Genomic DNA, 26,168 nt, shown 5'->3' on the forward strand with positions numbered 1-26,168 from the left:
ACGACATCCTCGCCGCCATCCAGCGCTTCTGCCTCCGTTCCCAACAGATCGGAGGAACTACGGAATCAGGACACTAGCGATCAGCGTGGCCAGGGCCTCCTGCTCCAGGCCGGGCGCGTGTCGGTCGGTCAGGCGCTTCGCGCGGGAAAAAAGGTCCGACAGTCCAGGCGGGACGACGAGGTAGCCGAGGCGTAGGGTGGGCGAGAGCGTCTTGGAGACGGTGCCGAGGTAGATGACCCGGCCGGCCTCGTCCATCGACTGCAAGGATGGGATGGGGCTGATGTCGTAGCGGTACTCGCCGTCGTAGTCGTCCTCGATGATGTGGGCGTCGTGGTTTTGCGCCCAGGCCAACAGCTCCCGCCGCCGCCCGGCAGGCAGGACACCGCCAAGCGGGAACTGATGGGAGGGTGTGACGAAGGCCAGCCGTGCCGCGGGCAGTTCTGCGGTTCGCAGGCCGTCACCGTCCACGGCCACGGGAAGGACCTCCGCTCCGGTCGCCCCTAGGGCCTGCCGCGCCAAGTGGTAGCCGGGCTCCTCCATCACGGCCCGGTCGCCGGGATCGAGCAACAGCCGCGCGCAGAGATCCAGGCCCTGCTGCGAGCCGTTGACCACGATGACCTGTGCCGGCTCGCACCGAAGGCCCCGGGCGCGCCAGAGATAGCCTTGCAGGGCGTCGCGTAGCGCCGGATGACCGCCGGGATCGCCGTACCGGAGGCGAGCCGGGCGCCGCAGCAGGGCGGCATCGACCGCCTTCTTCCAAGCCAGCACGGGGAAATCCTCGGCGGATAGGTCGCCGTAGCGGAAGTCCACGAAGCCCGGCACGCGATCCGCGGGAGAGGAGGGCGCCACGAAGCCCTCCAGCCGGCGTGCGAAGGCCGACAGGTGGCCGGGCGGCGTAAGAGAAGCCTGCCGCCTCGTCGGGGGCCGAGAGGGGCCAACCCCCTGCGCCACGCGCGCCCGGGCACCCTGGCGCACCTCCAGATAGCCCTCTGCGATGAGTTGTTCGTAGGCGAGGGTGACGGTTGTGCGCGAGACGCCCCATTCCGCCGCGAGCGACCGAGTGGAGGGTAGCATCGCACCGGGGCCGAGAAGGCCGGAGGCGATCTGGCCCTTGATGGCTTCGCTGATCCGCTGCGTGACGCGATCCTGGGCCGAGGAAGATGACCAAGGCATACCCAACTGGCTTAGTCGATTTGGAAAAAACTGGCTATTCTACATGGGCCAGTGGCCAGGGCATACCGGGGGCGAGCCAGGAGCCGCGCCCATGTACGTCCCGCCCGCCTTTCGCGAAGACGATCTGTCAGCCTTGCACGGCGTGATCCGCGAGGCGCGTCTGGCCAACCTCGTCACGGCGACCGCGGAAGGACTGATGGCGACGCCGCTGCCGCTGTTCCTCGTGCCCGACGAAGGCCCGCACGGCACCCTCTACGGCCACCTGGCACGGGCCAACCCGCAGTGGAAGCAGGCCCCGGTCGGGCCGGCCATGGCGATCTTCGCGGGACCAGACGCCTACATCACGCCTTCCTGGTACGCGACGAAGCGCGAGCACGGGAAAGTCGTGCCCACCTGGAACTACGTCGCCGTCCATGCCTACGGCACCGCCGAGTTCTTCGAGGATCCGGTGCGGCTGCTGGACGCCGTGCGCCGCCTGACCAAACTGCACGAGGGCGGCCGGCCGACGCCCTGGGCGGTGTCCGACGCGCCTCCGGACTTCATCCGCGCGCAGCTTCGTGGCATCGTCGGGCTGCGGCTGCCGATCGAGCGGATCGAGGGCAAGCGCAAGATGAGCCAGAACCGCAGCGCGGAGGATCGGGCCGGCGTCGCCGCCGGCCTCGCCGCGAGCGAGCGGTCCTCCGACCGCGCTGCCGCGGTCCTGATCCCGACCTGAACCCTCTCCACCCTTCACAAGAGCTATCACCGTGCCCGACCTGACCCAACTCGCGCTCTACTTCGCCGCCTCCCTGCTACTCGCCGTCACGCCCGGCCCAGGCATCTTCTATGTCGCCGCACGCACGCTCGCTGGTGGCCGTGCCGAGGGCGTGGCCTCCAGCTTCGGCACCGGCCTGGGAGGCATGGTCCACGTGCTCGCGGGGAGCCTGGGCGTGTCGGCCGTCGTGCTGGCGAGCGCCGAGCTGTTCACGGCGTTGAAGCTGGTCGGGGCCGCCTATCTGGTCTGGATCGGCTTCCGCACCATCCAGGCGGCGCGCCGGGATGCTTCGACGGCCCTGGCGGGGGGGGCCGTGGCGCCGCCGATCGGACCTCGCCGCGCTTTCCGCGAGGGCGTGCTGGTCGAGGCGCTGAACCCCAAGACTGCCGCATTCTTCCTCGCCTTCGTGCCGCAGTTCGTGGACCCGGCTATCGGCTCTGTGGCCCTGCAGTTCATGGTGCTGGGCTTCGTGTCGGTCGCGCTCAACACCGCCGCAGACGTCGTGGTGGCCTTCGCGGCGGGTGGGATTCGAAGCGGCGCCGCAGCGTGTCCTGCCCTGATCCGCCGTCTCCGGGAAGGCTCGGGAGCCGCGATGATTGCCCTGGGCATCGGCTTAGCACTGGCAAAGCGCCCTACGGGTTGATCGCGCTTCGGTGGCTAGGCCAAGGTTTTCAAACCACCCATTTCGGACACTCCGGGACCATTCAGAGACAGGCTCGAAGGGCAGCCGCCCGGGGAAGCAGGCGACCGCCGCCGAGCCCGAGGCGTTGCGGTGGATGCTCGCTACTCGGCCGGAGTTGGAAACCTCGCTCGGCGCCCGCGACCGCATTCGGAGCAAGAGCCAATGACCGAGCGAAGCGAAATGCGGTAGCGAGTGGTTACGGAACTGCCGCCAGCAATCCGCCTTCTATGGCAAACGGGGCGGGATGGAAGCGCGCCTTCTAGCGGCGCTTGCCATCAGCAAACCGCCTCCCCCGTTCCTTCATCCCAGTAGCCATCGCCCCAGCATGAAGACGGCCTTGAGAACTGCCGCGTAGAAGCAGAACGATACGACAAACAGCACTGCCACGTGCCACTGAAGGATTAGATTGGAATCGATTACAGCTCCCATTACCGGCATAGGAATAGCAACCACGAGTATATGCGATTGCACGTCATAGGGCGACAAGTGGCCAATAGATTACGTCCACTAACGGCTTTGCGGACGTGATGCTACGGCGCTAGCATCGATGCATGCCTGACCCCGCCGCCGAGCCCCCTGCCCTGCCGACAGAGCCCCTCCCAGGCCCGGGCACCGTCACCCTCTCCACCAGCCTGCTCGGCGACCTCCAGGTGCCCGGCAGCCCCGAGCAGGCCGCGATGCTGCAGGCGCTGGCCGCCCGCGCCGCGGTCTATGCGACGCGGGCCCACGGCGACGGCACCCGCCGCACCTACCGCTCCGCCTGGCGGGCCTATGAGGCCTGGTGCAGTGGCCTCGGCCGGCCGCCGCTCGCCGGCGACCCCGAGACCATCGCTATGTACGCCGTCCACGCCGCCGACCGCGGCCTCAGCCTCTCCAGCCTGCGCGTGGCCCTGGCCGCCATCCAGGCCGCCCATCGCCTCGCCGGGATCGCCCTCGACCTCCGCCACCCGCGGCTGGTCATGCTGCTTGAGGGCATCGCCCGCACCAAGGGCTCCCGCCCGGCGAAGCAGGCGACAGCCGCAGGGCCGGACGTGCTGCGGCGGATGCTCGCCTCCCGGCCGGGGCCGGAGACCCCGCTCGGCGCCCGTGACCGGGCGCTGCTGCTGCTGGGCTTCGCCGGGGCGCTGCGCCGCTCGGAGCTGGTCGGGCTGGCGCTCGGCGATGTCGAGGTGGTGCCGCAGCGCGGCCTCCGCCTGCTGATCCGCCGCTCGAAGACCGACCAGCGTGGCGCCGGCCAGGCCATCGCCCTCTCGGCCAATCCGAAGGAGCCCAGCCTTTGTCCAGCCCGGGCGCTCGAGGCTTGGTTGGGCTTTCGCCGGGGCGGCAGCGACCACACCGGCGGCGCTTCGGATGCGGCGCTGCAGATCTTTGTCGGGCTGAGCAAGGCGAGCCGGCTCTCCACCACCGGCCTCTCCGACAAGGCCGTCTGGCGGCTGGTTAAGCAGGCCGCCCGCGACGCCGGCCTGGCCAACCCCGAGGGTTACTCCGGCCACTCGCTCCGCGCCGGCCTCGCCACCGCCGCTGGCGAGGCCGGCGCCGATCTCGCCGCGGTCATGCGCCAGACCCGCCACCGCTCCGCCGAGGTGGCACTTGGCTACCTCCGGCCCGCCGAGCTCTGGCGCAACAACGCCTCGCAGAAGGTCTGGGAGGATGCTCAAAACAGGGAGGAGGACGCTGGCTGAAGCGAGACATGCATTTTAGGTCTAGAGGCTGTTATGGACCATTGGCTGGGTGATGATCAGGCTGCGGGACATGGATGCCCGCAAGCCTTACCCGTCTGATGTCTCCGATGATGAATGGGCGTTGGTTGCGCCCTACCTGACCCTGATGCCTGAAGCGGCCGGGCAGCGGGAGCATGCGCTGCGCGAGGTATTCAACGGCCTGCGCTATGTGATCAAGACCGGGGCGCCGTGGCGCTGGATGCCGAATGACCTGCCGCCCTGGGCGGCGGTCTACCAGCAGGCCCAGCGCTGGCTGGCGGCAGGCTGTTTTGCGGCACTGGCCGAGGATCTGCGCACCGTGTTGCGGGTTGCCGCTGGGCGCAAAGCCCAGCCCAGTGCTGCCATCCTGGACAGCCGCACCCTCCGTTCCTCGCCGGAGAGCGGCGCGCGGGCAGGCTATGACGGGGCCAAGCGCAAGAAGGGCTCCAAGCTGCATCTGGCAGTCGACACGCTCGGCCATTTGCCGGCGATGCACGTGACGCCGGCCAGCACAGACGATCGGGCCGAGGTGGGCCGGCTGGCTCAGGCCGTGCGGGCTTCCACCGGCCAGAGCGTCGACCTGGCCTATGTCGACCAGGGCTACACCGGCCCGAAAGCCGCCGACGCCGCCAAGGCGCATGGCATCAAGCTCGAGGTGGTGAAGCTGGCAGACGCCAAGCGTGGCTTCGTGCTGCTGCCGCGGCGCTGGGTGGTCGAGCGGTCCTTCGCGTGGGCCACTCGCTTTCGCCGCCTGGTGAAGGACTACAAGGGATATGCCAGCACCCTCGCCGGCCTTCACCTCGTCGCCTTCGTTTGCCTCATGCTCAAACAGGCCGCGCAACTGAACGGAGGTTCATAACAGCCTCTAGGACGGCACCGGGCATTCCCCGATGGAGGCGCTGATCACGCCTTAGGCACAGGCGTAATCAGGTCCGGAATTGCCGATGGCAGCCCTTGCCTTCCGATGGCCACTGCGCCGGTGTTGTCCCAGCGATCGAAGCCTGTCCAAGAAAAGAAAATACTGCCGGTATGGCCCTGTTGCAGAGTGACCCGCCCCTTGGCGGCGTGCCGACATGTGAGTTCATCGTCAGGGTGGAGCGGGCAGGACGCCTGCCAAGACCCTGGATCTGGGCCATCTACGAGGGCAACCGACCGGACGCTCTGCATCGCTCCGGACATAGCTACCGGTCCGCGGAAGACGCTTGGGCCGCTGGCAACATGATGTGGGCGCAGCTCGGCCCCCATGGCTGGCGCAAATCCGAGGCGCCAGTGTCCAAGAAGACAAACATTTTTGTAGAGGTCCGCGACGAGGTGATGGTCTGACCAAAGCCGGGTCGGACGCCGACGTGGTGTACCTCTATTGCGAATGGTAACGTCGGGATGGCAACCGATATCTGCTATACTAGCTTTTCCAGCAAGCTATAGCCGCGGCGATAAGACGTCACCTGTACTGACAACACTGTTTGCAGACCGCCGCTGTGGCTCCAGTTAGATAAACCTAGCCTCTTGGGAGCCGCATGTCCGAAGCTGATCGCGTCTTTGCCCGCATGACCCCACCAGGGTCTCACCCAGCCCCTGAGGATAAGGAACTGCTGCACGTCACGACGCGGCGCCGGGGCACGGCCACAGCCCAGAGCCGCGTAGTCGAGGTCGTCCATCGCCACTCGGACCGGCGGCCGGAGGCGCCGCGCCCGGAGCGGGCTTCCACGTATGCCGCAAGCTGGCCGGAGGGCTTCCAGGCCCGGTCCGCGCCGGTGTCGCCGCCACTCGAGGCGCCCGCCGCGTCACCAGATCCTGCCCCGCCGGTCGGCCATGTGATGGCGGGTTGGGAGCCTTTGCTGGCGCCGATTGAGCCACCATCCCTGCCTGTTCCGCCGCCTCTATTGCCGACGGCAGCAGCGAAGCCGAAACCACCCGAACGTGCCTTTGCTGATCCCTTTGCCGCCGAGGATACCGGCGCTAACTGTTTTCGCTGTGGCTATCTGGTCGAGCCCGCACGTGAAAAACGCGGTTTCATGACCTGCGCCGCCTGTGGCTGATGAAGGGGCGGTGAGGCCGCCAATTCATAAAGCCCCTGCACCATCGGCTTGGCTCACAGCCGCTTTGGACAGTCGGCTCGAGCTCGATTTTGGCCATTTTCCATGTGCTGAGGCGGCGACGCGAGAGGTCGGCTAGGCTGGCAATGTCCCAACCACAGGATCGCCACCATGCTGCGTTTGCTAGCCCGTTTCGCCGCGGTGATCCTATGCTTTGCGCCACTCTTCCGGCAACGGAATTGGCGGCATGCGGAGGTGCTGCTGCTCGGAGCGATCCTGACGCCCGGCCGGCGCCCGGTGGCCATCATCCTGCGGATTACCAGGCTCGGCCGGGAGCGACGGTTCGTCTGCTATCACCGCGTCCTCAACCGGCGCGATGTAGGCCGTCCTGCGCCGATGCCGGTGATCCAAGCCTGCACCGCCTTGGCCACGAACTCGGGGCTGTTGTCCGACCGAATGTACGTGGGCGCGCCGCGGGCGATGAACAGGTCGGCCAGCACATCGATCACTGCGCCCAAGCTAGCTTGTGGTTGGTGCACCAGCCTGCCGTCCGCAACAGCGCCGTGACCCCGGCGGTAGCCATACCGGCCATACAACTTGGCCGTAGCAATGATTTCTCCGCGCAGCGCCGCTTTGTCGTAGGGCCTGCTCGGCGCCTTGCACTGCATCGAGCGGTGCTGACCCAGCACCTGGCAGGGAAGCCGTTCCGAGGTGCCCAGCCTGGTCGTGACATGCTCGATGCAGGCCTGACAACGTGCGGCGCTCAGAAGTTTCCCGATGGTGCGGGGAATTGCCCCGTGCCCTCCAGGATGACCTTTTCCACCGCCGGGTCCACCACCGCCTTCCGCAGTCACTTGTTCTCCGCCTCCAGCTGCTTTACCCGCTTCATATGGTCGAGCTGCAGCCCGCCGTGCTCTGACCGCCAACGATAGTAGGTCGGCTCAGTCACCCCAAGCGCCCGGACCGCTTCGGCCACCGGCTTGCCTGTGCCGTCAGCACTCCGACCTAACACAGCTTGGCGATGATCTGCTCCGGCGTGCTCTGCTTCCCTGCCATAGCCGTCCCTTCCATGGTCGTACCGGCTTCTCACAGGCGAAGGGTTACTCCTAGGGGGACAGGCAAGTCACCGCCGGGGTCAATCTCGCCCTTGGCCGTGGGTCACAGGCGGACCAGTCGATCAAGGCGCGGTCGCTGCGCGGCCTGCTGGCGACCAGTACCGTCGCCCGCGGCGTCAACTACGCCGCCGGCAGCCGCAGCGCCACCACCCAGCAGGCCTTAGCCCAGCCGGCCTGCGAATGGACCTGCCCGGGCTGGTACCATTCTGATGCCGGATGGTGGGTTAGTTGCCACTTTCTACTGGCGACCCAGGACCAGTGCGCCGTCCTCGTCCTTAAGCATCCAGACGGACCCGCTCGACTAAACGCCGACTTGGTTAACGTGCTGCTAGGCCTCGCGTTACCCTTCTTGCTTCTGCATACAACGAGAACGTTTAACCGGTCAGTGTTTTGTGGAGGTTGCGCGGACGCATTCACCACGGCTAAACACAGGTTACAACAGTCATTAAGGAACGGCATGAAGCGGATTCTGCTCGCAGCCGGGAAGGGTGGCGTCGGTAAAACAACGCTTTGTCGCAACCTTGCTGTCGCTGCGGCCCATAGCGGCCTTAAGACGGTCACTGCCGATTTAGACCCACAAGCCACCCTAACCATCTGGTCACGGCGTAGGCCTAAGACTGCACCAATGATTCCACACTTCAAGGTGGCTTGGTCGGAAGCGGACGCTTTGCTCGATGATGCAGAAATGGAAGGCTACGATGCACTTTTCATTGACACACCACCGTCTATCGAAACACAGCCGGCTGCGTTTCAAGCCCTACTGGCCAAAGCGGACCTGATCGTGGTGCCTACCCGTGCCACGTTCGATGATGCCGAATCTGTAGCGCCCTTTCTCAAGCATTTGCGGGAGGAAAAACGGCCTGCCGTGGCGGTGCTAAACTTCGTCAAGCCACGCGTGAACATCAACGCAGTGAAATCCTTCCTGCTCGATGCTGGGGAGCTCTGCCCGGTCGAAGTAGCGGATCGGACGGATTATGCCCGCGCTGGGGCCAAAGGACTTGGGCTTATCGACGTGCCAGGACATGTCGGTGCCGACGAGATACAAGCAGTTTGGAGCTTCGTGCGTGGAAAAATTTGGGGCCGTGACGTGATGAAAGGAAAAAAGCATGTCGCGACGGCTTAAATTAGATGCACCGCCGCTGCCTGTCCTAATCGAGGGCGACGCCAGGGTTCAGGCGCTGCAGACAATAAGATCAGAGCCGCGGCTTCCGCAGGAGTACGTTTCGGAGATTTCGCGACTTTGGAGTCGGGCACAGGGTGCGTTTCTTGAAATTGGACGGCTGCTGATCCGCGCAAAGGACATGCTGCAGCATGGAGAATACATGGCCGCGGTCGAGGCAGAACTGCCGTTCTCCAGCCGCACCGCCTATCAACTACGCGAAGCCGCGCGCTGGGCGATGGGCGGGGCAGTTCCGATGGAACGTCTGCCTGGTTCGTATTCTACAATTTACCTGCTTTCCACGCTAAAGGCGCCGATCCTCGAAGCAGCAAAAAAGGAGGGCCTGATTAGGCCTGAACTAAAGCGTGCGGAGTTGATCGAATGGAGGCGGAGAAGAGCAGGCAACGAGTCGTCCAGTATTCAGGAACGATTAGCACGCCTTAGAAAGGAGCGCACCAAATTGGAGAAGGAGATCGCCCGACTTGAGGCTGAATTGGCGGAATGAGTGATGTGGATGCGGCGCATTTAACAAATTTAGGCACGTCGTTGTGGACCTATACTCCAACATTGAACGATGGATCTGACTTGCTCCCGGTGTAGGCATCTTTGCGCTTCATGCGGCCACGACGATGGATGTTAAGTACGTCGAGTAGCATGAGACTATACTCTTAGCGTTTGACCAGTTCAGCTTGGTAATCATGCCTTCGGTCTGGCAAATGGACCACGCTTATGTCAGCGCTACCCTAACCGCTGCGAGTTCATTCCTGCTGGGCTCGGATCGTGATCCATCGCTTGGTGTAGGAGCGATGCTTCTGGGTTGGCTGGGCTGCTTTGTCGGAATTCCGGGGCAGGCAATCTGATGGGGGCAGTATCGCTGATGGTGTCGATGGCCTCCAAGGTCATATAGCAGGTTCGCCGGGTGGCCCACTCGTCCGACTGCTCAATCAGAATGGGGCCTAGGCAGAGCAGAGGGACATGCCGGAACGCTCCTGTTGCGACCAAATGCCGCTAAGGGGGGATTACTCCGGGCCGACGACGAATCGGGAAGGAGATGGGGGGATTACTCCGGACGCTTCGACCCACAACCTGCAAGGTTATCCTGGGGCGATCACTCATGCCGAATGGGGGGAATACTCCGGGAATCGGGCTTTTCCCTGGGGGGATCACTCCATACTTCTACTAGCTAGACTCCAAATACTCTCCTACTAGCCTCCGGAGTGATCCCCCCGTTGACGTGGTGGATGCAGCGTCGCCATGGTCGAACACGCTTTGGGATAGGGACATGGCACAGGACGCGGATCACGGGGCACGCAAGCTGGTCCTCGTTCATGGCCGAGTGCAGGCACGCGAGATGGTCCAGCCTGAGCAGCGCGGCTTGGTCGACATCGCTGCAGAGGTCCTTGCCGACGATGCTGGCCGGATCGGCATCACCTATACCGGTTTTTGTCTGACGGGCTTGCCACACAAGCGACTGGCAGACGATCAGGTCTGGGAGAAGCGCGGTCATCGCGTTGTGCTATCAGTCGAACCGGGCTTCATCCGTTCGAAGAACGGCAAAGGAAAGCCAGTGCTCATGGGCGTGCCCTATGGCGCCCGCGCCCGGATGATTCTGCTCTACCTGCAAACCCAGGCTATTCGAACGAATAGTCGCGAAGTCGAACTCGGACGCAGTATGCGTGACTGGCTCGGAAGGATGGGGCTCACCTGGGGCGGCGAAACGGGTAAGGCTCTCCGCGAGCAAGCAAATCGAATCGCTACCTGCTCCCTCAAATTCTACTGGGAAGGCGATACCGCCGACGGCTGGACTAAGGGCGGCTTCGTGCGCTCGGGTCTGCGCTTCCATGACCGCGGTGCCGACACCGACACGCGCCAGGGAGACTTGTGGGAAGACAGAGTAGTGCTGGACGAAGTGTTTTGGGATGCCCTACGCCAGCATCCAGTTCCACTGCGGGAAACCGCTTTGCGTAAGCTATCCGGCCTGAGCGTGTCCCTCGACCTCTACATCTGGCTGGCTTACCGGCTGCATACCCTGAAGGGGGCGACCCCTGTCAGGTGGGCCGCCCTAAAAGAGCAATTTGGTGGCGGCTATGCGGAAATGCATACCTTCCGCCGGGATTTCCGCCGGTGGATCGCACCGGCGGTTGCAGCTTACCCTGATGCCCGCGTGGAACTAGCGGATGAGGGAGTCGTGCTCTACCCTTCCAGGCCGCCAGTTGCCCATAAAATCATCGCAATTAGACGTCCGGAGTGATCCCCCCACCCAACGCCCATCCTGCACCAGGATGTAGAGCACTACCCCGTGCTAGTCTGCCGGTCTACCGCACGCCAAAGGTAGTGCAGCATACGGCACCGTCAACTTGCCGGTCTTTGGTCACCGCGCTGACATGCCCAAAGCGATGTTCAGCAGAGTTCAGGCCGCGGCGGCGACCCCGCTGATATCCGCCTACACCTCAAACGTCCGTGCGCTTTCGACACGATACTGGATGGCGGTGACGTGGTGGCGGCGAAGATGAAAAAGGTTGGCGATCTGATCGTGCGTGGAGGGGAAGCATTGTGTCTGCCGAGGCGACCTAGAGCGCTTCATTTGCCGTTCTCGTCGTCGCGTCGGCTGATGTGAATTCTCGGCCCGGTTGTTAAGCCCCCTGTGCTGGCGGTACTCGACCCCTGGCATCACCTCCCGCTTGGTCACTCCATAACTTGGAGCTCGTCGGTAATCATAACCCGCGTCGCCCGGCATTGCCGGTTCAACAACTTCCGCAGCAGGCGCTCGGCAGCCCGCTTGTCGCACCTGCTCTGCACCAGCACGTCGAGCACCAACCCGGCCTGATCCACGGCACGCCAGAGCCAGTGCTGTACCCCGGCGATCGTGGTAGCAACCTCGTCGAGGTGCCACTTGTCTCCGGCGCGGGGCAGTCGCCGACTGATCCGGTTGGCGAACTCCTGGTCGATCTGAGCGCCCCACTGCCGGACGGTCTCGTGGCTGACCACGATGCCACGTGCCTCCAGCATCTCCTCGACGATGCGTAGGCTGAGGGGAAGCGAAATACAGCCACACCGCCTGGCTGATCACCTCGGCCGGGAAGCGATAGCCGGCATAGGGCGACTTGGCGACTGGCGGGCTCATAACGGCCGTCTACCGGACCAGTCCCGGGCAGCCAAGCCCGGCTCAACCTGACGGTGCCCTGAAGCCTCCTTGAACCAACTGACGACAGGTGTCATGTATTGAGCGACAAATGACGCCAAGAGGATACGACCATGCCATCGGGTGAGGCGGTTGCCGAGAAGGAACCACATTTCCAGCGAGTGGCTTCGCTGCTTGGTGGGCGGCGGGTCCTCCACCGCCAGCCGAGCAGTCGGCTCGAGGTCCATGAGCTCATTCTCCACGGGCTCCCGGCCGCAGCATTGAGGCACTTGGTCGAGGGCATCGAGTTCCTGCGGCAGCCCGCCTCCATGGAGAAGGCGCTCGGGATCAGCCTTCGGACATTCCAGCGCCACAGGGACGCCCCCACCAGGCCGCTCAGCCAGGAGCAGAGCGGGCGGGTCTGGGAATTCGCGGAGATCTTGGAGAAGGCTACCTCCGTCCTCGGCTCCAAGCAAAATGCGGAGGGATGGCTGGCCAGACCAGCCACCGCTCTCGAGCAGCGCCGGCCATTGGACCTGCTGCCCACGCCGGAAGGGCGGCGCCTGGTGGAGGAGCTACTGGAGCGCATGGAGTTCGGCGTCTACACGTGATCTCGCTGCCGCCGCTGCTCGGAGGGTCCGATCTCGTTGCCTGGCGCCTCGATGACGCCCGTCACGCCCAGACGTGGGACAGCGGCGAGGGCGCCTTCCGCGTGGGCGGCCGCTGGAACAGCCGCGGTGTCCGCGCCGTCTACTGCTCTCTTGACCCCTCGACTGCTATCCTGGAGGTGGCCGTCCACAAGGGATTCCGCACCCTCGACACGGTGCCACACGTCCTCACCTCGGCGACGATCCTGGACCCGGCGGACGTGCACATGGTCCAGCCCGCCGACCTGCCGAACCCGAACTGGCTGCGGTCCGGTGTCCCCGGAGCCGGACAGCAGTCGTTCGGCGACGGCCTGCTCGCCAAGTACCCGTTCGTGGCAATCCCCAGTGCAGTGTCTGCCTACAGCTGGAACTTGGTCTTCGACCCTGCCAAGGCGTCAGGGCGGTACGCCCCCCGTTGCCAAGAACCATTCGCCCTCGACACGCGGTTGCACCCTCCAGTTCCATAGAGCCGTCCGGGTGTGCCTGATACCCGCTTACATGCGCGCGCCCGACGCCAAACTGCCCCAGCTGTTCTACCGATATGCCAACAAGAGAGCATGTCGTTCCGCCTTCATCGCTCCCTGAGCCTCTTCCCCGGTGTCCGGCTCCACCTTGGTGGACACGGCCTGAGGCCCTGGCTGGCTGGTGGAACGGGTGACCTACCACAATGCCGAGACCGGCTTCTGCGTCCTGCGGGTCAAGGCGCGGGGGCAACGGGACCTGGTCACCGTGGTCGGGCATGCCGCCGCCATCTCGGCCGGGGAGTGGGTCCAGCTCTCGGGCAGCTGGATCAACGACCGCACCCACGGCCTGCAGTTCAAGGCCGGCTTCCTCAAGGCCACCCAGCCGACCACGCTCGAGGGCATCGAGAAGTACCTCGGCTCCGGCATGATCCGCGGCATCGGCCCGAGCTATGCCAGGAAGCTGGTGCAGGCCTTCGGCGCTACGGTGTTCGAGCTGATCGAGGCCGCGCCGCACCGGCTGCGCGAGGTCACCGGCATCGGCCCCAGGCGCGCTGACCGCATCGTCGCCGGCTGGGCCGACCAGAAGGCCATCCGCGAGATCATGCTGTTCCTGCACGCCCACGGCGTCGGCACCTCCCGGGCGGTGCGGATCTTCAAGACCTACGGCGCCACTGCCGTGCAGGTCATCACCGACAACCCCTACCGCCTGGCCCGGGATATCCGCGGCATCGGCTTTCGCACCGCCGACCTCGTCGCCCAGAAGCTCGGCATCGCGCCGACGGCGATGATCCGGGTGCGAGCCGGCATCTCCTTCGCCCTGGCCGAGGCGACGGGGGAGGGGCATTGCGGCCTGCCGGTGGCCGAGCTGGGCACCCTGGCGAGCACGCTGCTGGCGGTGGAGCCGGCGCTGGTGCGGCAGGCGCTCGCGCTGGAGCTCGAGGCAGGCGAGGTGGTGGCCGATACCCTGGCCAGCGAGCCCTGCGTCTTCCTGGCCGGGCTGTACCGGGCCGAGCAGGGCATCGCCGAGCGGCTGCAGGCCCTGGCCCAGGGACAGCCGCCTTGGCCGGTAATCGACGCCGGCAAGGCCATCCCCTGGGTCGAGGGCCGCACCGGGCTGGCACTGGCGCCCAGCCAGCGCGAAGCGCTGCAGCTGGCGCTGCAAGCCAAGGTGGTGGTGATCACCGGCGGCCCGGGCGTGGGCAAGACGACGCTGGTGAACTCCATCCTGCAGGTGCTGCGGGCCAAGGCGGTGGAGGTGGCGCTCTGCGCCCCGACCGGGCGGGCGGCCAAGCGGCTGAGCGAGAGCACCGAGCTGGAGGCGCGGACCATCCACCGCCTGCTCGAGGCCGACCCCAAGGCCGGGGGCTTCAAGCGGGGCGAGGAGACCCCGCTGGCCTGCCAGCTGCTGGTAGTGGACGAGGCCTCGATGGTGGACGTGCCGCTGATGCGGGCCCTGCTGCGGGCCTTGCCGACCGAGGCGGCGCTCCTGTTGGTCGGCGATGTCGACCAGCTGCCCTCGGTGGGGCCGGGGCAGGTGCTGGCCGACATTATCGGCTCCGGCGCCCTGCCGGTGGTGCGACTGACCGAGGTGTTCCGCCAGGCCGCCAGCAGCCAGGTGATCGTCAATGCCCACCGCATCAACGCTGGCCGGATGCCCGAGCTTGAAGCGGTCGAGGGCTCGGACTTCTTCTTCGTCGAGGCCGCCGATCCGGAGGAGGGGGTCCGCAAGCTGCTGGCGGTGGTCGGCAGCCGGATCCCGGCGCGCTTCGGTCTCGACCCGATCCGCGACATCCAGGTGCTCTGCCCGATGAACCGCGGTGGCCTCGGCGCCCGCTCGCTGAACATCGCCTTGCAGCAGGCGCTGAACCCGCCCGGCGAGCTTCGGGTCGAGCGCTTCGGCTGGAGCTACGGCGTCGGCGACAAGGTGATGCAGGTGACCAACGACTACGAGCGGGATGTCTACAACGGCGACCTCGGCGTGGTCACGGCGATCGACCCGGAGGAGGCCGAGCTGGTGCTGGCCTATGCCACCACGATCCACAAGAGCCAGGGCTCGGAATACCCGGCGGTGGTGATCCCGCTGAGCACCCAGCACTACAGCATGCTGGCACGCAACCTGCTCTACACCGGCGTTACCCGCGGCAAGCGCCTGGCGGTGCTGGTCGGGCAGCGCCGGGCGCTGGCGATCGCGGTGAGGAACGGCAGCGCCCGACGGCGCTGGTCCAAACTCGGCGAATGGATGGGAGGTGCCGGTCCTGATGCCAAGCAACATGGCGGCCTTGCCCCGTCTTCACGGACAGTGTTGCGCAGCTGATGTAGCCGCATGGAAAGCCGCCAACTTCTACTCTGGTGTGAAATAGCCCAGTGCCGAATGCAAGCGGCGGCGATTGTACCAGCCTTCCAGGAACTGGAATATGTCAGCCCTGGCTTCGGCATGCGTTAGGTAGTCGCGCTGCTCGACGAGTTCGCCCTTCAGCATGGCATAGAAGCTCTCCATCGGCGCGTTGTCCCAACAATTCCCTTGCGACTCATGGAGCAAAGGATACCGTGCTGGCGCAATCGCTTGCGGTATCCATGCGCTGCGACTTGCACGCCGCGGCTAGCTTGCACTCGTCCTGCATCTCGCGTTGTCATGTCTGGCGTGAGCGCTGACAGACCGCCCTGCTCTAGCCAGGCTGTTCCACCATGCCTATGCTTGACCGCGGAGCGATGCCAGCCAACGGCCCTGCAGACATCCCGCCGCCCCCGTGAACCACGGCCGCCGGCGGAGAGGGGAGGGCGCCGTCATGGTCCAAGGAACAGTGGTGATCACCGGCGGGGCGCGTGGCCTGGGACGCGCAACGGCGGAAGCCCTGCACGGCCGCTACCAGCATATCATTCTGGCAGACCGGGAAACCGTTCTCGGCGAGACGACGGCCCGCGAAATCGGCGCGACCTTTCTGCCGCTCGACATCGCCGATCCTGCGGCGATCGATGCCTTCTTTGCCGATGTCGCGGAACGCTTCCCCCCCGTCCTGGCGCTGGTCAACAATGCCGGCGTCACCACGCCGACCCCGCTGATGGAGGCCGATGCCGCGGCCTGGGACGCGGTGCTCGATATCAACCTGATGCCCTCCATGCCCATGGCACGGACCAAGTCGTCCACCGAGCGGGTCGAGATGCCTTGGACATAGGCCTCCTGGATGACCGCGGTCAGCGCCTTCTCCGCCAGCCGCCGGGGCTCCAGGAAGGCCGGGAAGTAGGAGCCACGCCGCAGCTTCGGAATGCGCAGCTCAACGGTTCCAGTCCGGGTCTGCCAGTCCCGCTCGCGGTTGCCGTTCCGCTGGTTCACCCGCTCGGCGCTGCGCTCACCATGGCCAGCACCGCAGGCTCCCTTAGCATCCAGCTCCATCAGCCGATGGGCGGCGAAGCCAATCATCTCCCGCAGGAAAGTCGCGTCGGAGCCCTTCTCCAGAAGCTCCCGAAGGGCGATCCTATCGTCGGTCATCGTGGTGTCCTTGGTCAGAGTTGCGTGTCGCAACACAACCCTACCAAGGACTACCGCGATGGCCGCCACCGTTACGGTAACATCCTCCTACATCACGTCCGGGGACACGGCCACAGCTTCAGAACTCCAATGGATTGAACGTCACGTACAGCGCGGCGACACACCATGCCGACAGGATCAGGAGAGACGTGCCCACCGAGGCCCAGGCCGCTATTAGATGCCGACGACGGGCGGCGGTGACGAGGGCGACCCCCGCAAGGGTTACGAGGCCTGGGACGAGAAGGAATACGACGTACTCAAGCGACATCCCCCCCGTATATCCACCGGCGAGGCTTCTCAGTTCGGATCGGTGGCCAAAGAGGAGGGAGGCTTGCGCCACGAAGCCGAGCAGGATCAGGAGGCGACGAGCCTTTTCCAGAGCACGCCCTTCTGTCATCGCGATGTGGACCACTTGGCCCATCGCCAGACCACGGCCGCCGCTACCAGGAAGCCGCCCACACCGCCCATCCACATCCCGCCCGACCCCAGGTACAGCGCGCCGAGCAGGGCGGCGCCGATGACGATGAAGGAGAAGAGCGCCACCATGGCCCACTCCGCGACCTGCCCAACCGCGCGTCCCTGTGCGGGCGGGCCGGTGTCGTCCGCCGGCCATCCGGGGACGGGGCGGCCAGACTCCCAGGTGGGGAGGACGGCCGGGAACGGTTCGTCGGTCAGCCAGACGAAGCCTGTCAGGTCGGACACGTCATCTCCCACGGGTGGCAGGGTGGGCTGGTCCGTCCCGTGCCAGAGCCGCACGACCTCCCGCACCCGGCCGATGAAGCCATTCGCGTCGTCGTAGAAGTTGGCGTGCTCGGCGAGGCAGAGACGCACTTCCTGCGCGGGGCCTCGGCCGGCCAGGGTCACGAGCCCGGCTTCCCAATCGCGGAGCCGAGGGAACAGGCCCGGCAGTCGTGCCTCGGCCGCCGCGCGGGCCGCGGCGAGGTTTGACTGAGCCTCCCCCCAGCTGAGGCGGATCGGCTCTAGAGCGTCCTCGTCCGGGTTTGCGAAAGCGCTGCGAACCTCCTCCTCCCAGGCTGCTCCGACGTGCTCCTCTCGTATCAGGGTGAGCCAGAATAGGGGCAGGCTGTTGTTGGCTGCCAGGCAGGCAACGGCCTCCTCATCCTCCTCGGCGAGGATGGACAGGTCGGAGCCACGAAGCTCGAGGTAGACGCGGTTAGCCATGGTGGGGGAAGCAGAACACAGTGCCGAGAACTTACAAGACTTGGACTATGGTTTGGATCTCACCTCTGTCCTCATCGAAAAACACGTGGGCCTGGGCCACATCGTGCGCCCGACGCCTCTGCTGCACAAAGTCGATGATGGCGAGTGATCAATGAGGCGATGCCAAATGACCGTCCAGGGTCGCTAAAGAACGAAACGACCTAACTCGTTCGCGGGAAACGTGCGAAAGCGCCGGTAACTGCCCTGTACGGCATTTGCGAGGGATGCGATCGCCTCGATCTCGCCTGCATCGACCTTCAGGGAGTCTTCTTCAGTCAACAGCACCCCTACCGTGATTGATACGGCGCTGACTGCGACGGGAACTGCGAGAACGTGGCGCCCTGTCAGTCCGTTCGAAACCATGACGTCGACTGCGTAGAGGCTGAACCGATAATCGCGTTCGGTCACAAGCGTTCTCGTGTCCGCCAGAGTGTATCTGGGTTCCTGGCCTGGAGGGCGCCGGTAGTAGGGACTGTATCGGGCCATTGGGGGATGATACGCGTGGCGAGCGCTGGTCCGAAAGCTCTGAGGACTTGATCTTGCATGTGTCCGTTCCAGGTCGAACCCGGCTCAGGGTACAGCGTAGATGCTGGCGCAGCCGAGGTCGGTCCGAACCGCCAGGGCGTCGTCGGCAATCCAGGCCATCGCGCAGCGCTTGACAGTGTGCTCCAGCGCGAAGTCGCGCGGTCGCCCGTTCTGGCCCAGGTCGTGGATCGAGATACGGTCGCGCCGCGCCACGGCGACGCGGTCGCCCGAGGGGGACAGTGCGACAGTGCCCCCGTCGATCCGCAGCTCCGTCCAGTCCGGGGCGGGCTGACCGGTGCGGAGGTCGAGGCATCGCAGCGACCAGCGTCCATAATTTTCGGCCACCAGCAGCTGGTGGCCGTCCGGTAAAAACTCCATCTGGCGCACCATGACGAAGTCGCCGCGAAGGGTCAGGCGCGGCTTTCTCGACACCACGTCGAAGATGGTGATCTCCCCAGGCCGCGCGCACAGCGCCAGCAGGCGGCCGTCCCCGGACAGAGTGCCCTCCATCTGTAAGGAATGGCCCCCGTGCAGCTCCGCCTGCGCCGGGATGCGCAGAAGCTCGGCACCACCATTGAGGTCGAGCACCACCACGTCGGCGCCGTCGTAGCCGGCGAGGCGGTCTCCCCCGACACCGAGAAAGCCAGGGTTGGGTCGATACGGCAGAACCTCCTCGGCGGTACCGGCCCCCATTTTCCATCGCACGATACCACCGTCGACCTGCAGCAGCACCGCGTCGGTGTCAGGCACCCGCGCGGCCTTCCAGATAAGTCCCACAACCGGCAACATGAAGCCGGCCGTGATCCCCCCGTCGGGGCCAACGTGGACCATCGCGTCGCTCCCTGCAGAGTGCTCTCCGTCCGGCTCCGCGAAACGATTCCAGACGAAACCGCCGTCGTCGACCGGGGCAATGGCCATGGCGCCGGTGTAGGGGCCACCAACGAAGCGGTGCAGGCGCGGCGCACCCGGAGCAGCGTTGGGGTCGAGCAGCACCATGCCCTTCTTCAGGCGAGCCCACTCCTCCTTGACCACCCAGCGATGCGCGGCCTCCGCATCGTCGTGGTTCCGAGTGGAGATCCTCTCACGCCCCGGCACGTCTTTGCGGACCTCGGTCAAGGCGCCGTCAAGGCGCGCCGTCCAAGTCTCTCCCACTGACGGATCGTGAAGGAATCTAACGTGGGGCATCCCGACCTTTCCGTCTGCTGCTTGCTCACACTGGCGTATGGGGAGGCCGGGGTGAAGCGGTGCTGTCATCTGCAGTAAACGCACCGCTGCCAACGTGGCGGTGCCCATCGCATGGGGTTCAGCCAGGCCATAATGTAAGCGCTATTACGTCGGGTTCGACGGGTACGCTGTCGTCCCGGCTGCCCTGAAATTCTTTCCAGCTGACGCGGATCTTGTAAGTGACGGTGTCGAGGAAGAAGAATGGACCACCGGGCAAGGGACCGGGCATGGAAGGACTTGAGATCGTAAATTTCCGCGAAGGAAATTTCGCCTTGCTCATCTCTACCTGGGTCCATCGCTCACCATTTATTGGATCCTCCGATGGATGATCAGGCTCGGTATCGTATATGGCGATGCGGATGAGCTGCTGCAGGCAACCCTCCGTGTAGATCACGATGCCGCATGGGATCTCGTGGAGACGGCGCGTTTCCATCTCAGCCGTGATCTCCGTAGGCGGCAGAAAGGCCGTATCTTCGGGATCGATCAAATAGAACTGACCATAATCGGCCTGCCATGCGAAGGTCGCCCAACCGCGTAGCGTCAATGCAAGCTCCTATTTCCAAACGACTACGGGTGCCATTCGCGTCGATGGCAAGAGTTTGTCAGCGCCCACTACTTTCTACTCTCCCCGGCGCCAGATTGAGCGCAATAGGCGACCGAAGCGGCCCTTGAAGAGGTCGTGTGGGAAGGCAGAGTTTCGGCCACATGGGCGGGGGTGCCCGCCTGCGTGAGGCGGGTCAGGTGCTTTGGGAAGTCATCGAGACAAGGTACTGCTCGAAAGTCTGGATTTCGGGTTCGATACCGAGGCCAGGCCCTGCCGGTACGGCCACCATCCCTTCCGCCACCCGCAGAACTGGGTCGACCAGCAGGCTGCGCAGCGGATTGGGGTTCGCGTCCATCTCCAGCATGCCATTGCCGCGGACGGCAGCAAGCAGGTGCAATGAGGCGAGCTGCCCGATGCCGCCACCCAGAAAGTGTGGGCAATAGGCCCGGCCCGACGCCACGATGGCGCGCGCCACCGGCAGCGTGGCCGAGGCGCCGCCCCATTTGCAGCAATCCGGCTGCACAACGCCAAGATGGTAGCTCGCAAGCACCTGATGGAAGTCCAACGTGCCTCGCAGATTCTCCCCCGCCGCCAACGGCGCCAGGCTATTGCCGACCACCTGCGCCCATTCCCAGGCCGGCCGGTCGGCGGCGAGCGGCTCCTCGATCCAGCTCAGCGGGAACTCACCGAGGGCACGAACCATCCGCGTCGCGGTCGGCAGCTCCCAGCCTTGGTTGATGTCCACCATCACCCGCTCATCAGCCTGCCGGCCGTTAAAGACCGGGCGCAACGTAGCGATGTCACGCGCCTCGCCGAAGCCGATCTTGACCTTGAAGGCGCGATGGCCGACGGCACGCGCATCTTCCACCTGTGCCAGTGCCTGCGCATCCGGATTGAGGCCGCTGGCATAGACCGGCACCGGGCCGCTGTTGGTCCCGCCCCACCAGCGCCAAAGCGGGAGGCCGGCCCGACGTGCCAGCAGGTCGTGCAGCGCCAGGTCGGCGCCGGCGAGGGCGGCCGAGAACGCCCCTGGCTCGCCAGCCTGCAAGCCCCAAAGGTGCAGCGCCCGATCTGCCTCCGCCCAGAAGGCTGCGGGATCGCTGATGCTGCGGCCGAGCAGGCGGGGCGCGATGAAGGCGTCGAACAGCCGTGCCCGGTGCTCCGCGCCGATGGTCGGGAAGTTGGACCAGATCTCGCCCCAGCCGGTCACGCCATCCGCGTCGGTGAGGCGGACGAAAACCGCGACCCGCTCCGCCATGGAGCCGAAAGCATTGACGACGGGCACGGCAATGGGCGCACGGCAGACGAAGCTCTCGGCGCGGATGATGTGCGCGGACATGGTTCCTCCGGTCTGGCGTTGGGTTATTCTGATATCATCAGCAGCATAGGTCCTGCTTGCACCGGCACGGGAAGGCTTGCCAAAGTTCTAACTTTTGCTGTGACATCGCCGACTGAACGCTTCGAAGGGTGCCCCCGCAGGATCCCGGATGAATCGGGTCGCTTCGCCTGCTGCTGCAGCGGCGCATCTTCTCAGCCTCTGGAGCGGTCCACTGTGGCGGGACCAGGACCTCCGATCGCCATCGGCATGTTAACTCCGATCCCCAGGACCGCCGCGACGACAAGTGCGCCGGCGGCGAGGAGAGAGGGCAATACGAACCCCACTGTCCGGTCGTGCAGGAAGCCCGCGAGCATGGGCCCCGCGATTTGCCCGACGCTGAAACTGGCGGTCAGCAAAGCGAAGGCACGGCGAGGGTCTCCTCCGGCAAGCCGGCGCCCACCTGCAAGACCGAGGGCCGTGATGCCCATGAATGTCCCACCCAGGAGCGCCGCCGCCATGAGCGCGCCCGTCGCCGTTGGCCACAACACGCTTGCTGCCACGCCTGCCGCTTCGACCAGGCAAGCGACTGCGAAGGCGCGCGAGATTCCTATGCGGGTTCCAAGCCACGCCCAGGCTGCGACCGAGGGCGCGGCCATGATGCCGACGATAACCCAGACGAAAGGCTCGATCGGACGGATCTCAGTGCTGGCCCGCACGATGGCGACTAGGAAGGTCGCGGTGACGATGTAGCCAAATCCGAACAGACCGTAGGCCAGCGTCCAACGCGTCATTGAAGGGGGTGTGGCGGGCCCGGCGGGCCACGATGCCGGAGTGGCCGTAGCGCGCGGCGCTTCCCTCCCGGGGACCAGCCAAGCCACGAGCGGCACGGTCGCCAGGGCGGCCGTACCGGACGCAAGCCAAAGGAGGGGCCAATCGGCCCCGGCCGTCAGGAGCGAAGAGACGAGAACGGCCGAGAGCGCGATGCCAACCCCGACGCCGGCGAAATGCAAGGACGACAAGCTGCCCCGGCCTGCTGCCGCGAGGCGGTCGAGCACCAGCGCTGAGGCGAATACGAGCACGAAGGCACTGGCGGCACCGCCAATGTCACGCAGGGCGAGGAAGGCCGGCAGGGAGGAGACGAGGCCCATGGCGCCCGTGGTGGCGGCGCCAAGGGCAAGCGCTCCGAGCAGCCAAGTCCGCCGAGATCCCGGCAAGCGCGGCGCCGCGGCCAGTAGCGCGCCGGTCAGGTAGCCGACGAGGTTGGCCGAGGCGATCAGGCCCGCCTCGCTGTTCGCCATCCTCAGCCCCTCGACCATGGCGGGCAGGATGGGCGTGTAGACGAAGCGGCCAATGCCGATGGCCGAGGCCAGCGCCAGCAGGCCGCCCAGGGCAAGGGCGACGGGACCGGACTCCGCCTTGCCTTGCAGGCACGGCATCAGGGATGTGCCATTCGATAACGGTTTGAAACTACGGCGATCGGATCCACCGGCGCAAGCAGGATTGGGTGCTTCATGCCGAGCAATGCTGTCAGGCAGGTTAAGATTGGCATGGCGGCTCCTCGGACACCGGATCCTGCCCACCTTGCCTGGAACTGGACATGGCCAAAAACGATTTGTCATGATCGGAGCCATCTGTTCAGGCGATGGGAAGACAGTATGGAACTCGTGGATCTGGAGACTTTCGCGGCGATCGCCCGGCATGGCGGCGTCACCCGGGCTGCGGCGGCGATGAACACTGTGCAGTCCAATGTTACGGCACGCCTGAAAGCGCTGGAGCTCGAACTTGGTGCTCGGCTGTTCGAGCGGCACAGCCGCGGTGTCGTCCTCACCGCGGCCGGGCAGCGCCTGCTGCCCTACGCCGGCCGGGTCCAGGCCCTAGTTGCAGAAGCGCACCGCGCTACGGCCGATGACGGCACTCCGCGTGGCCCATTCCGCCTGGGCGCGATGGAGACGACAGCGGCGATACGCTTGCCGCCGTTGCTTGTCACCTATGCACGGGCTTGCCCGGAAGTGGAGCTGGTTGTCAGCACCGGTCCCACCGCGGCGCTGGTGGAAGAGGTGCTGGCGCACCGGCTGGATGCCGCCCTGGTTGCTGGCCCCGTGGCGCATATCGAGTTGGAAGAAGTGGCTGCCTTTGAGGAGGAACTGGTGCTGGTTAGCGCGCCGAACCTGCGCGACCCTGATGCTCTGACTGGGGCAGGGAGGCTGAAGGTATTGGTGTTCCGGGCCGGTTGCTCCTACAGGCAGCGACTGGAGGCGATCTTGGCAGCCCGCGGCATTGCTGACGTGAGCCGGCTGGAGTTCGGCACCCTTGATGGCATCGTGGGTTGCGTCGCGGCCGGGGTTGGCGTGACCTTGCTGCCCCGGGTTGTGGTCGAAGCGGCTGCACGCGCGGGCCAAGTGAACCTGCATGTCCTGCCTATGGCAGAGGCGAAGGTCACCACGGTGCTGGTCCGCCGCCGCGACACTTATGTCTCCAGTGCCCTCGACGCCTTCCTGGCCATGGTCCGGAACGATCATCCCTTGGCTGCAGCAGCCGAATAGTCAGCCAATGGCGGCTTGGTCGACTTGCTGGCGGGGGTACATCGCCGATTGCTTTAGCCCCACGGGCATTGCCAACTTGTTTGCTCAATAGCCGCACTGGGCCGCATTGCGTGACGGCTTGCGCCGTCACACCGTCGTCCGGGCGCAGGTCTCCTGCTGCCAGACCCCGAAAGCCTCAGCGCGGGCATGCTGGTACTGGGCGGCGGTCATAAGGTGCCGCCGCGGTCGGAAGTGTTCGTAGATCATGCTATGCGCCGACAGGAACCGTTGTGCCTGCCGAGGCGACTTGAAGCGTTGAATCTGGCGCTCGCGGCGCCGGGTCGGGCGATGTGAGTTCTCGGCACGATTGTTGAGGTAGCGGCTGGTCCGGTGTCGTACATCGGGTAAGACCTCGCGTTTCGCCGCGCCGTAGCTGCGCAGGCCATCGGTGACGATGCGCTTCGGCTTGTACTTCAGGCCGGCCAGCAGGCGTTTGAAGAAGCGCTTGGCCGCGGTCGCGTTCCGCCGCCGCTGCACCAGGATGTCGAGCACGACCCCATGCTGATCCACCGCGCGCCAGAGGTAGTGCAGCACACCATTGATCCGCAGAAAGACCTCATCAAGGTGCCAGGTGTCGCCCGGCTTCGGCCGACGTCGGCGTAGCTTTCGGGCGAAGTCCGCCCCGAACTTCAGGCCCCACTGCCGGATGCTCTCATGTGTGACCACGATCCCCCGCTCGGCCAGGATCGACTCGACGTCCCGCAGGCTGAGGTTGAAGACGTGATAAAGCCATACGGCGTGACTGATGATCTCGGCCGGGAAGTGGTAGCCAGGGTAGCTGGGGAGGTCAGGCTGCATATGGCCAGCTTGGCTCAGCCATTTCGTTCCGAACAGAGGCTGCCAACTTGGCAATGCCCACCGCTACAGCGGCGTTAATGCAACAGGCACGGGACGCTGGTGCGACGACGAATGTTGCTATCGCAGCTTACCTGAACGCATCCGGCAGCCGGACGCCTTTGCAATGCCTCTGGACCCCTCAGCGCGTGGGCTTGGCATTGCGCCTGCAAGCGAAGATAGGACGCCTGTAGGTGCCGCTGATCGGGCTCCGCAATAGGCCAAGGTCGAGCCGCCCCAGAGGTCGACGGTAGTGGCTTCCTGAGGCTCGTCGCGTGCGGCGGCGACCACGGTGGCGCAAAGCTGAGGCTAGCGTCCCGGCTTGTTATAGGCGGTGGCTTCGGTCGTGGTGACCAATCGCCAATGCGTGGCCCCCTGGCGGTGCCACCACATCTCATCGCGGCCAGCAGCGAGAAAGGTAATGCCTTCGCTGTTGTCATGCCAGCGAACCCAGGCCTGAACCCGCTCGCCCGGCACCGTGCTTATGGGATGCCATACAGTGCTGGGGTTCGTCGCAGGCTGGTTGGTCAGTGATGCCATGTTGGACCACTCCCTTTTTGCCCATTCTGGCCCGCGATCATTGCAGCAGGCCAGGATGTCCTGAGCTTGGACCGTGGCGCCTACGCCGCACCGCGGCCGGCGGCATCGAGCCGATAGCCGCCATTAACCGTTATCAACAGCCGGGGCTGCGCCGGGTCGGCCTCGATCTTCTGCCGCAGCCGATAGACATGCGTCTCGACGGTGTGAGTATCCACGCTGCTGCTGTAGCCCCAGACCTCGTTCAGCAGGGTCTGCCGCGGCACAAACTTGCCATTGGTGCGGTAGAGGAACTTCAGGATCCCGCATTCCTTGTCGGTCAGGCGGATCTTGCGGTTGCGGGCCGGCTCCTGCAGCAGGCGGACGCTGGGGCGGAAGACGTAGGGCCCGATCAGGAAGGCGGCGCTTTCCGAGTTGTCGAAGGTGCGCAGCTGGGCGCGAACGCGAGCCAGCAGCTCCGGCAGGCGGAAGGGCTTGGCGAGGTAGTCGTTGGCGCCGGCGTCGAGGCCGCGGATGACGTCGCCTTCGGCATCGGCGCCAGTGACCATGATGACCGGCATCTGGCGGCCGTCGCGGCGCAGCTTGGCGCAGAAGTCGCGGCCGTCGCTGTCGGGCAGGCCGACGTCGAGCAGGATGGCGTCGTAGCGGGCGTGCTCGCTGGCCAGCAGGCCTTCGGCTTCCGCGGCGCTTTCGGCTTCATCGGCGCTGAACTCGCCGCCGGAGAGGATCTGCTCGGCCATGGTGGCGCGGAGGGCAGCGTCGTCTTCGATGATGAGGATGCGGCGGAGGGCGGACATGGGGGGCTCCGGGGGTTACCTGCGGCACCACACTGGCCCGCTCTATCGTCTAAAGGTTGATAACACAGCGCGCGGAGGTGTCAAAGAGGATTATTGTATAAAGAATGAGATATGCGGTCGGGTCAAACCCAGGCGGTAGCGTGTGGCGGTTCTATCGCTCCGACAGAACAACTATGGATTGTGCACGCATTAGTAACGTATACACTTCC

General features: G+C 65.4%; 25 protein-coding genes and 4 pseudogenes. 13 read left to right on the forward strand and 16 right to left on the reverse strand.

Annotated elements, in window-relative coordinates:
• Positions 1-57: 57 nt before the first annotated feature.
• The gene (gene pdxR / locus AC0IW9_RS26665) at positions 58-1,173 is read right to left on the reverse strand and encodes a MocR-like pyridoxine biosynthesis transcription factor PdxR (RefSeq protein ID WP_471651334.1); all 1,116 of its coding nucleotides are present in this window, start codon (positions 1,171-1,173) and stop codon (positions 58-60) included.
• A 91-nt stretch (positions 1,174-1,264) separates the two neighbouring features.
• On the opposite strand from pdxR, the gene AC0IW9_RS26670 reads away from it, so the two are divergent.
• The 5 genes from AC0IW9_RS26670 to AC0IW9_RS26690 all read left to right on the forward strand — a co-directional run bounded on the left by AC0IW9_RS26670 (position 1,265) and on the right by AC0IW9_RS26690 (position 6,348).
• Positions 1,265-1,888, forward strand: coding sequence for an FMN-binding negative transcriptional regulator (locus AC0IW9_RS26670; protein WP_471651335.1), 624 nt, complete (start codon positions 1,265-1,267; stop codon positions 1,886-1,888).
• A gap of 31 nt (positions 1,889-1,919) precedes the next feature.
• Entirely contained in the window at positions 1,920-2,570 is a 651-nt protein-coding gene (locus tag AC0IW9_RS26675; RefSeq protein ID WP_471651336.1) for a LysE family translocator, read from the forward strand.
• Between the two features lie 590 nt (positions 2,571-3,160).
• On the forward strand, positions 3,161-4,291 hold the full coding sequence (locus tag AC0IW9_RS26680) for a site-specific integrase (protein ID WP_471651337.1): 1,131 nt from the start codon (positions 3,161-3,163) through the stop codon (positions 4,289-4,291).
• Between the two features lie 70 nt (positions 4,292-4,361).
• On the forward strand, positions 4,362-5,168 hold the full coding sequence (locus AC0IW9_RS26685; protein WP_471651338.1) for an IS5 family transposase: 807 nt from the start codon (positions 4,362-4,364) through the stop codon (positions 5,166-5,168).
• 658 nt (positions 5,169-5,826) lie between these two features.
• On the forward strand, positions 5,827-6,348 hold the full coding sequence (locus AC0IW9_RS26690) for a hypothetical protein (RefSeq protein WP_471651339.1): 522 nt from the start codon (positions 5,827-5,829) through the stop codon (positions 6,346-6,348).
• A 366-nt stretch (positions 6,349-6,714) separates the two neighbouring features.
• Here AC0IW9_RS26690 and AC0IW9_RS26695 read toward each other — a convergent pair.
• A pseudogene (locus tag AC0IW9_RS26695) lies at positions 6,715-7,103 on the reverse strand (hypothetical protein); the annotation flags it as partial.
• Positions 7,104-7,195: 92 nt separating this feature from the next.
• Positions 7,196-7,435, reverse strand: a complete 240-nt coding sequence (locus AC0IW9_RS26700) for a transposase (protein ID WP_471651340.1) — start codon at positions 7,433-7,435, stop codon at positions 7,196-7,198.
• A gap of 482 nt (positions 7,436-7,917) precedes the next feature.
• Between AC0IW9_RS26700 and AC0IW9_RS26705 the strand changes: the two genes are divergently transcribed.
• The 3 genes from AC0IW9_RS26705 to AC0IW9_RS26715 all read left to right on the forward strand — a co-directional run bounded on the left by AC0IW9_RS26705 (position 7,918) and on the right by AC0IW9_RS26715 (position 10,870).
• The gene (locus AC0IW9_RS26705; protein WP_471651341.1) at positions 7,918-8,583 is read left to right on the forward strand and encodes a ParA family protein; all 666 of its coding nucleotides are present in this window, start codon (positions 7,918-7,920) and stop codon (positions 8,581-8,583) included.
• Positions 8,567-9,124, forward strand: coding sequence for a DUF3102 domain-containing protein (locus tag AC0IW9_RS26710; protein WP_471651342.1), 558 nt, complete (start codon positions 8,567-8,569; stop codon positions 9,122-9,124). Before AC0IW9_RS26705 ends, AC0IW9_RS26710 begins: the two co-directional genes overlap by 17 nt.
• A 777-nt stretch (positions 9,125-9,901) precedes the next feature.
• Positions 9,902-10,870 (forward strand): replication protein RepA, encoded by a 969-nt coding sequence (locus tag AC0IW9_RS26715; RefSeq protein WP_471651343.1) that lies wholly within the window; start codon positions 9,902-9,904, stop codon positions 10,868-10,870.
• Between the two features lie 192 nt (positions 10,871-11,062).
• Here AC0IW9_RS26715 and AC0IW9_RS26720 read toward each other — a convergent pair.
• Positions 11,063-11,743 (reverse strand): annotated as a pseudogene (locus tag AC0IW9_RS26720) (IS6 family transposase).
• Positions 11,744-11,874: 131 nt separating this feature from the next.
• Here AC0IW9_RS26720 and parS point away from each other — a divergent pair.
• The 3 genes from parS (at position 11,875) to recD2 (ending at position 15,165) form a co-directional block, all read left to right on the forward strand.
• Complete coding sequence (parS, locus tag AC0IW9_RS26725; RefSeq protein WP_471651344.1) at positions 11,875-12,351, forward strand: type II RES/Xre toxin-antitoxin system antitoxin; 477 nt, start codon at positions 11,875-11,877, stop codon at positions 12,349-12,351.
• Entirely contained in the window at positions 12,348-12,854 is a 507-nt protein-coding gene (locus tag AC0IW9_RS26730) for an RES family NAD+ phosphorylase (protein ID WP_471651345.1), read from the forward strand. The genes parS and AC0IW9_RS26730 overlap by 4 nt, the downstream gene beginning before the upstream one ends.
• A 175-nt stretch (positions 12,855-13,029) precedes the next feature.
• Positions 13,030-15,165, forward strand: coding sequence for an SF1B family DNA helicase RecD2 (recD2, locus tag AC0IW9_RS26735; protein ID WP_471651377.1), 2,136 nt, complete (start codon positions 13,030-13,032; stop codon positions 15,163-15,165).
• Positions 15,166-15,192: 27 nt separating this feature from the next.
• On the opposite strand, the pseudogene AC0IW9_RS26740 reads toward recD2, so the two are convergent.
• Positions 15,193-15,455: pseudogene (locus tag AC0IW9_RS26740) on the reverse strand (integrase core domain-containing protein); the annotation flags it as partial.
• A 182-nt stretch (positions 15,456-15,637) separates the two neighbouring features.
• On the opposite strand from AC0IW9_RS26740, the gene AC0IW9_RS26745 reads away from it, so the two are divergent.
• Positions 15,638-16,024: an SDR family NAD(P)-dependent oxidoreductase gene (locus tag AC0IW9_RS26745; RefSeq protein WP_471651346.1), complete on the forward strand. Its 387-nt coding sequence runs from the start codon at positions 15,638-15,640 to the stop codon at positions 16,022-16,024.
• Here AC0IW9_RS26745 and AC0IW9_RS26750 read toward each other — a convergent pair.
• From AC0IW9_RS26750 to AC0IW9_RS26785, 8 genes and pseudogenes are all read right to left on the reverse strand, one after another.
• Positions 15,958-16,338 (reverse strand): annotated as a pseudogene (locus AC0IW9_RS26750) (transposase); the annotation flags it as partial. The gene AC0IW9_RS26745 and the pseudogene AC0IW9_RS26750 overlap by 67 nt on opposite strands.
• A gap of 118 nt (positions 16,339-16,456) precedes the next feature.
• A complete protein-coding gene (locus tag AC0IW9_RS26755) occupies positions 16,457-16,789 on the reverse strand; it encodes a hypothetical protein (RefSeq protein ID WP_471651347.1) in 333 nt (110 codons plus the stop codon).
• A complete protein-coding gene (locus tag AC0IW9_RS26760) occupies positions 16,771-17,559 on the reverse strand; it encodes a hypothetical protein (protein WP_471651348.1) in 789 nt (262 codons plus the stop codon). Before AC0IW9_RS26760 ends, AC0IW9_RS26755 begins: the two co-directional genes overlap by 19 nt.
• 183 nt (positions 17,560-17,742) lie before the next feature.
• Positions 17,743-18,006 (reverse strand): hypothetical protein, encoded by a 264-nt coding sequence (locus tag AC0IW9_RS26765; protein WP_471651349.1) that lies wholly within the window; start codon positions 18,004-18,006, stop codon positions 17,743-17,745.
• Between the two features lie 162 nt (positions 18,007-18,168).
• Complete coding sequence (locus AC0IW9_RS26770) at positions 18,169-19,239, reverse strand: WD40 repeat domain-containing protein (RefSeq protein WP_471651350.1); 1,071 nt, start codon at positions 19,237-19,239, stop codon at positions 18,169-18,171.
• A gap of 187 nt (positions 19,240-19,426) precedes the next feature.
• Positions 19,427-19,891 carry a hypothetical protein gene (locus AC0IW9_RS26775; protein ID WP_471651351.1) on the reverse strand — a complete coding sequence of 155 codons (465 nt, stop codon included), beginning with the start codon at positions 19,889-19,891 and terminating at the stop codon, positions 19,427-19,429.
• Between the two features lie 193 nt (positions 19,892-20,084).
• A complete protein-coding gene (locus AC0IW9_RS26780; RefSeq protein ID WP_471651352.1) occupies positions 20,085-21,230 on the reverse strand; it encodes a mandelate racemase/muconate lactonizing enzyme family protein in 1,146 nt (381 codons plus the stop codon).
• A 191-nt stretch (positions 21,231-21,421) separates the two neighbouring features.
• Complete coding sequence (locus AC0IW9_RS26785; RefSeq protein WP_471651353.1) at positions 21,422-22,645, reverse strand: YbfB/YjiJ family MFS transporter; 1,224 nt, start codon at positions 22,643-22,645, stop codon at positions 21,422-21,424.
• Between the two features lie 219 nt (positions 22,646-22,864).
• Between AC0IW9_RS26785 and AC0IW9_RS26790 the strand changes: the two genes are divergently transcribed.
• The gene (locus AC0IW9_RS26790) at positions 22,865-23,752 is read left to right on the forward strand and encodes a LysR family transcriptional regulator (protein WP_471651354.1); all 888 of its coding nucleotides are present in this window, start codon (positions 22,865-22,867) and stop codon (positions 23,750-23,752) included.
• Positions 23,753-23,878: 126 nt separating this feature from the next.
• Here the strand turns inward: AC0IW9_RS26790 and AC0IW9_RS26795 are convergent, their stop codons facing one another.
• From AC0IW9_RS26795 to AC0IW9_RS26805, 3 genes are all read right to left on the reverse strand, one after another.
• The gene (locus tag AC0IW9_RS26795; protein ID WP_471651355.1) at positions 23,879-24,589 is read right to left on the reverse strand and encodes an IS6 family transposase; all 711 of its coding nucleotides are present in this window, start codon (positions 24,587-24,589) and stop codon (positions 23,879-23,881) included.
• Positions 24,590-24,934: 345 nt separating this feature from the next.
• The gene (locus AC0IW9_RS26800; RefSeq protein ID WP_471651356.1) at positions 24,935-25,165 is read right to left on the reverse strand and encodes a hypothetical protein; all 231 of its coding nucleotides are present in this window, start codon (positions 25,163-25,165) and stop codon (positions 24,935-24,937) included.
• 80 nt (positions 25,166-25,245) lie between these two features.
• On the reverse strand, positions 25,246-25,959 hold the full coding sequence (locus AC0IW9_RS26805) for a response regulator transcription factor (RefSeq protein WP_471651357.1): 714 nt from the start codon (positions 25,957-25,959) through the stop codon (positions 25,246-25,248).
• Between the last annotated feature and the right edge of the window lie 209 nt (positions 25,960-26,168).

The organism is Belnapia sp. AC561, assembly GCF_979252845.1.

Bases quoted from the DNA above. Each gene is read 5' to 3' on its own strand.
- pdxR (WP_471651334.1), bottom strand. From the start codon at position 1,173: ATGCCTTGGTCATCTTCCTCGGCCCAGGATCGCGTCACGCAGCGGATC.
- AC0IW9_RS26670 (WP_471651335.1), top strand. From the start codon at position 1,265: ATGTACGTCCCGCCCGCCTTTCGCGAAGACGATCTGTCAGCCTTGCAC.
- AC0IW9_RS26680 (WP_471651337.1), top strand. From the start codon at position 3,161: ATGCCTGACCCCGCCGCCGAGCCCCCTGCCCTGCCGACAGAGCCCCTC.
- AC0IW9_RS26685 (WP_471651338.1), top strand. From the start codon at position 4,362: ATGGATGCCCGCAAGCCTTACCCGTCTGATGTCTCCGATGATGAATGG.
- AC0IW9_RS26690 (WP_471651339.1), top strand. From the start codon at position 5,827: ATGTCCGAAGCTGATCGCGTCTTTGCCCGCATGACCCCACCAGGGTCT.
- AC0IW9_RS26705 (WP_471651341.1), top strand. From the start codon at position 7,918: ATGAAGCGGATTCTGCTCGCAGCCGGGAAGGGTGGCGTCGGTAAAACA.
- AC0IW9_RS26710 (WP_471651342.1), top strand. From the start codon at position 8,567: ATGTCGCGACGGCTTAAATTAGATGCACCGCCGCTGCCTGTCCTAATC.
- AC0IW9_RS26715 (WP_471651343.1), top strand. From the start codon at position 9,902: ATGGCACAGGACGCGGATCACGGGGCACGCAAGCTGGTCCTCGTTCAT.
- parS (WP_471651344.1), top strand. From the start codon at position 11,875: ATGCCATCGGGTGAGGCGGTTGCCGAGAAGGAACCACATTTCCAGCGA.
- AC0IW9_RS26745 (WP_471651346.1), top strand. From the start codon at position 15,638: ATGGTCCAAGGAACAGTGGTGATCACCGGCGGGGCGCGTGGCCTGGGA.
- AC0IW9_RS26760 (WP_471651348.1), bottom strand. From the start codon at position 17,559: ATGGCTAACCGCGTCTACCTCGAGCTTCGTGGCTCCGACCTGTCCATC.
- AC0IW9_RS26780 (WP_471651352.1), bottom strand. From the start codon at position 21,230: ATGTCCGCGCACATCATCCGCGCCGAGAGCTTCGTCTGCCGTGCGCCC.
- AC0IW9_RS26785 (WP_471651353.1), bottom strand. From the start codon at position 22,645: ATGCCGTGCCTGCAAGGCAAGGCGGAGTCCGGTCCCGTCGCCCTTGCC.
- AC0IW9_RS26790 (WP_471651354.1), top strand. From the start codon at position 22,865: ATGGAACTCGTGGATCTGGAGACTTTCGCGGCGATCGCCCGGCATGGC.
- AC0IW9_RS26795 (WP_471651355.1), bottom strand. From the start codon at position 24,589: ATGCAGCCTGACCTCCCCAGCTACCCTGGCTACCACTTCCCGGCCGAG.
- AC0IW9_RS26800 (WP_471651356.1), bottom strand. From the start codon at position 25,165: ATGGCATCACTGACCAACCAGCCTGCGACGAACCCCAGCACTGTATGG.
- AC0IW9_RS26805 (WP_471651357.1), bottom strand. From the start codon at position 25,959: ATGTCCGCCCTCCGCCGCATCCTCATCATCGAAGACGACGCTGCCCTC.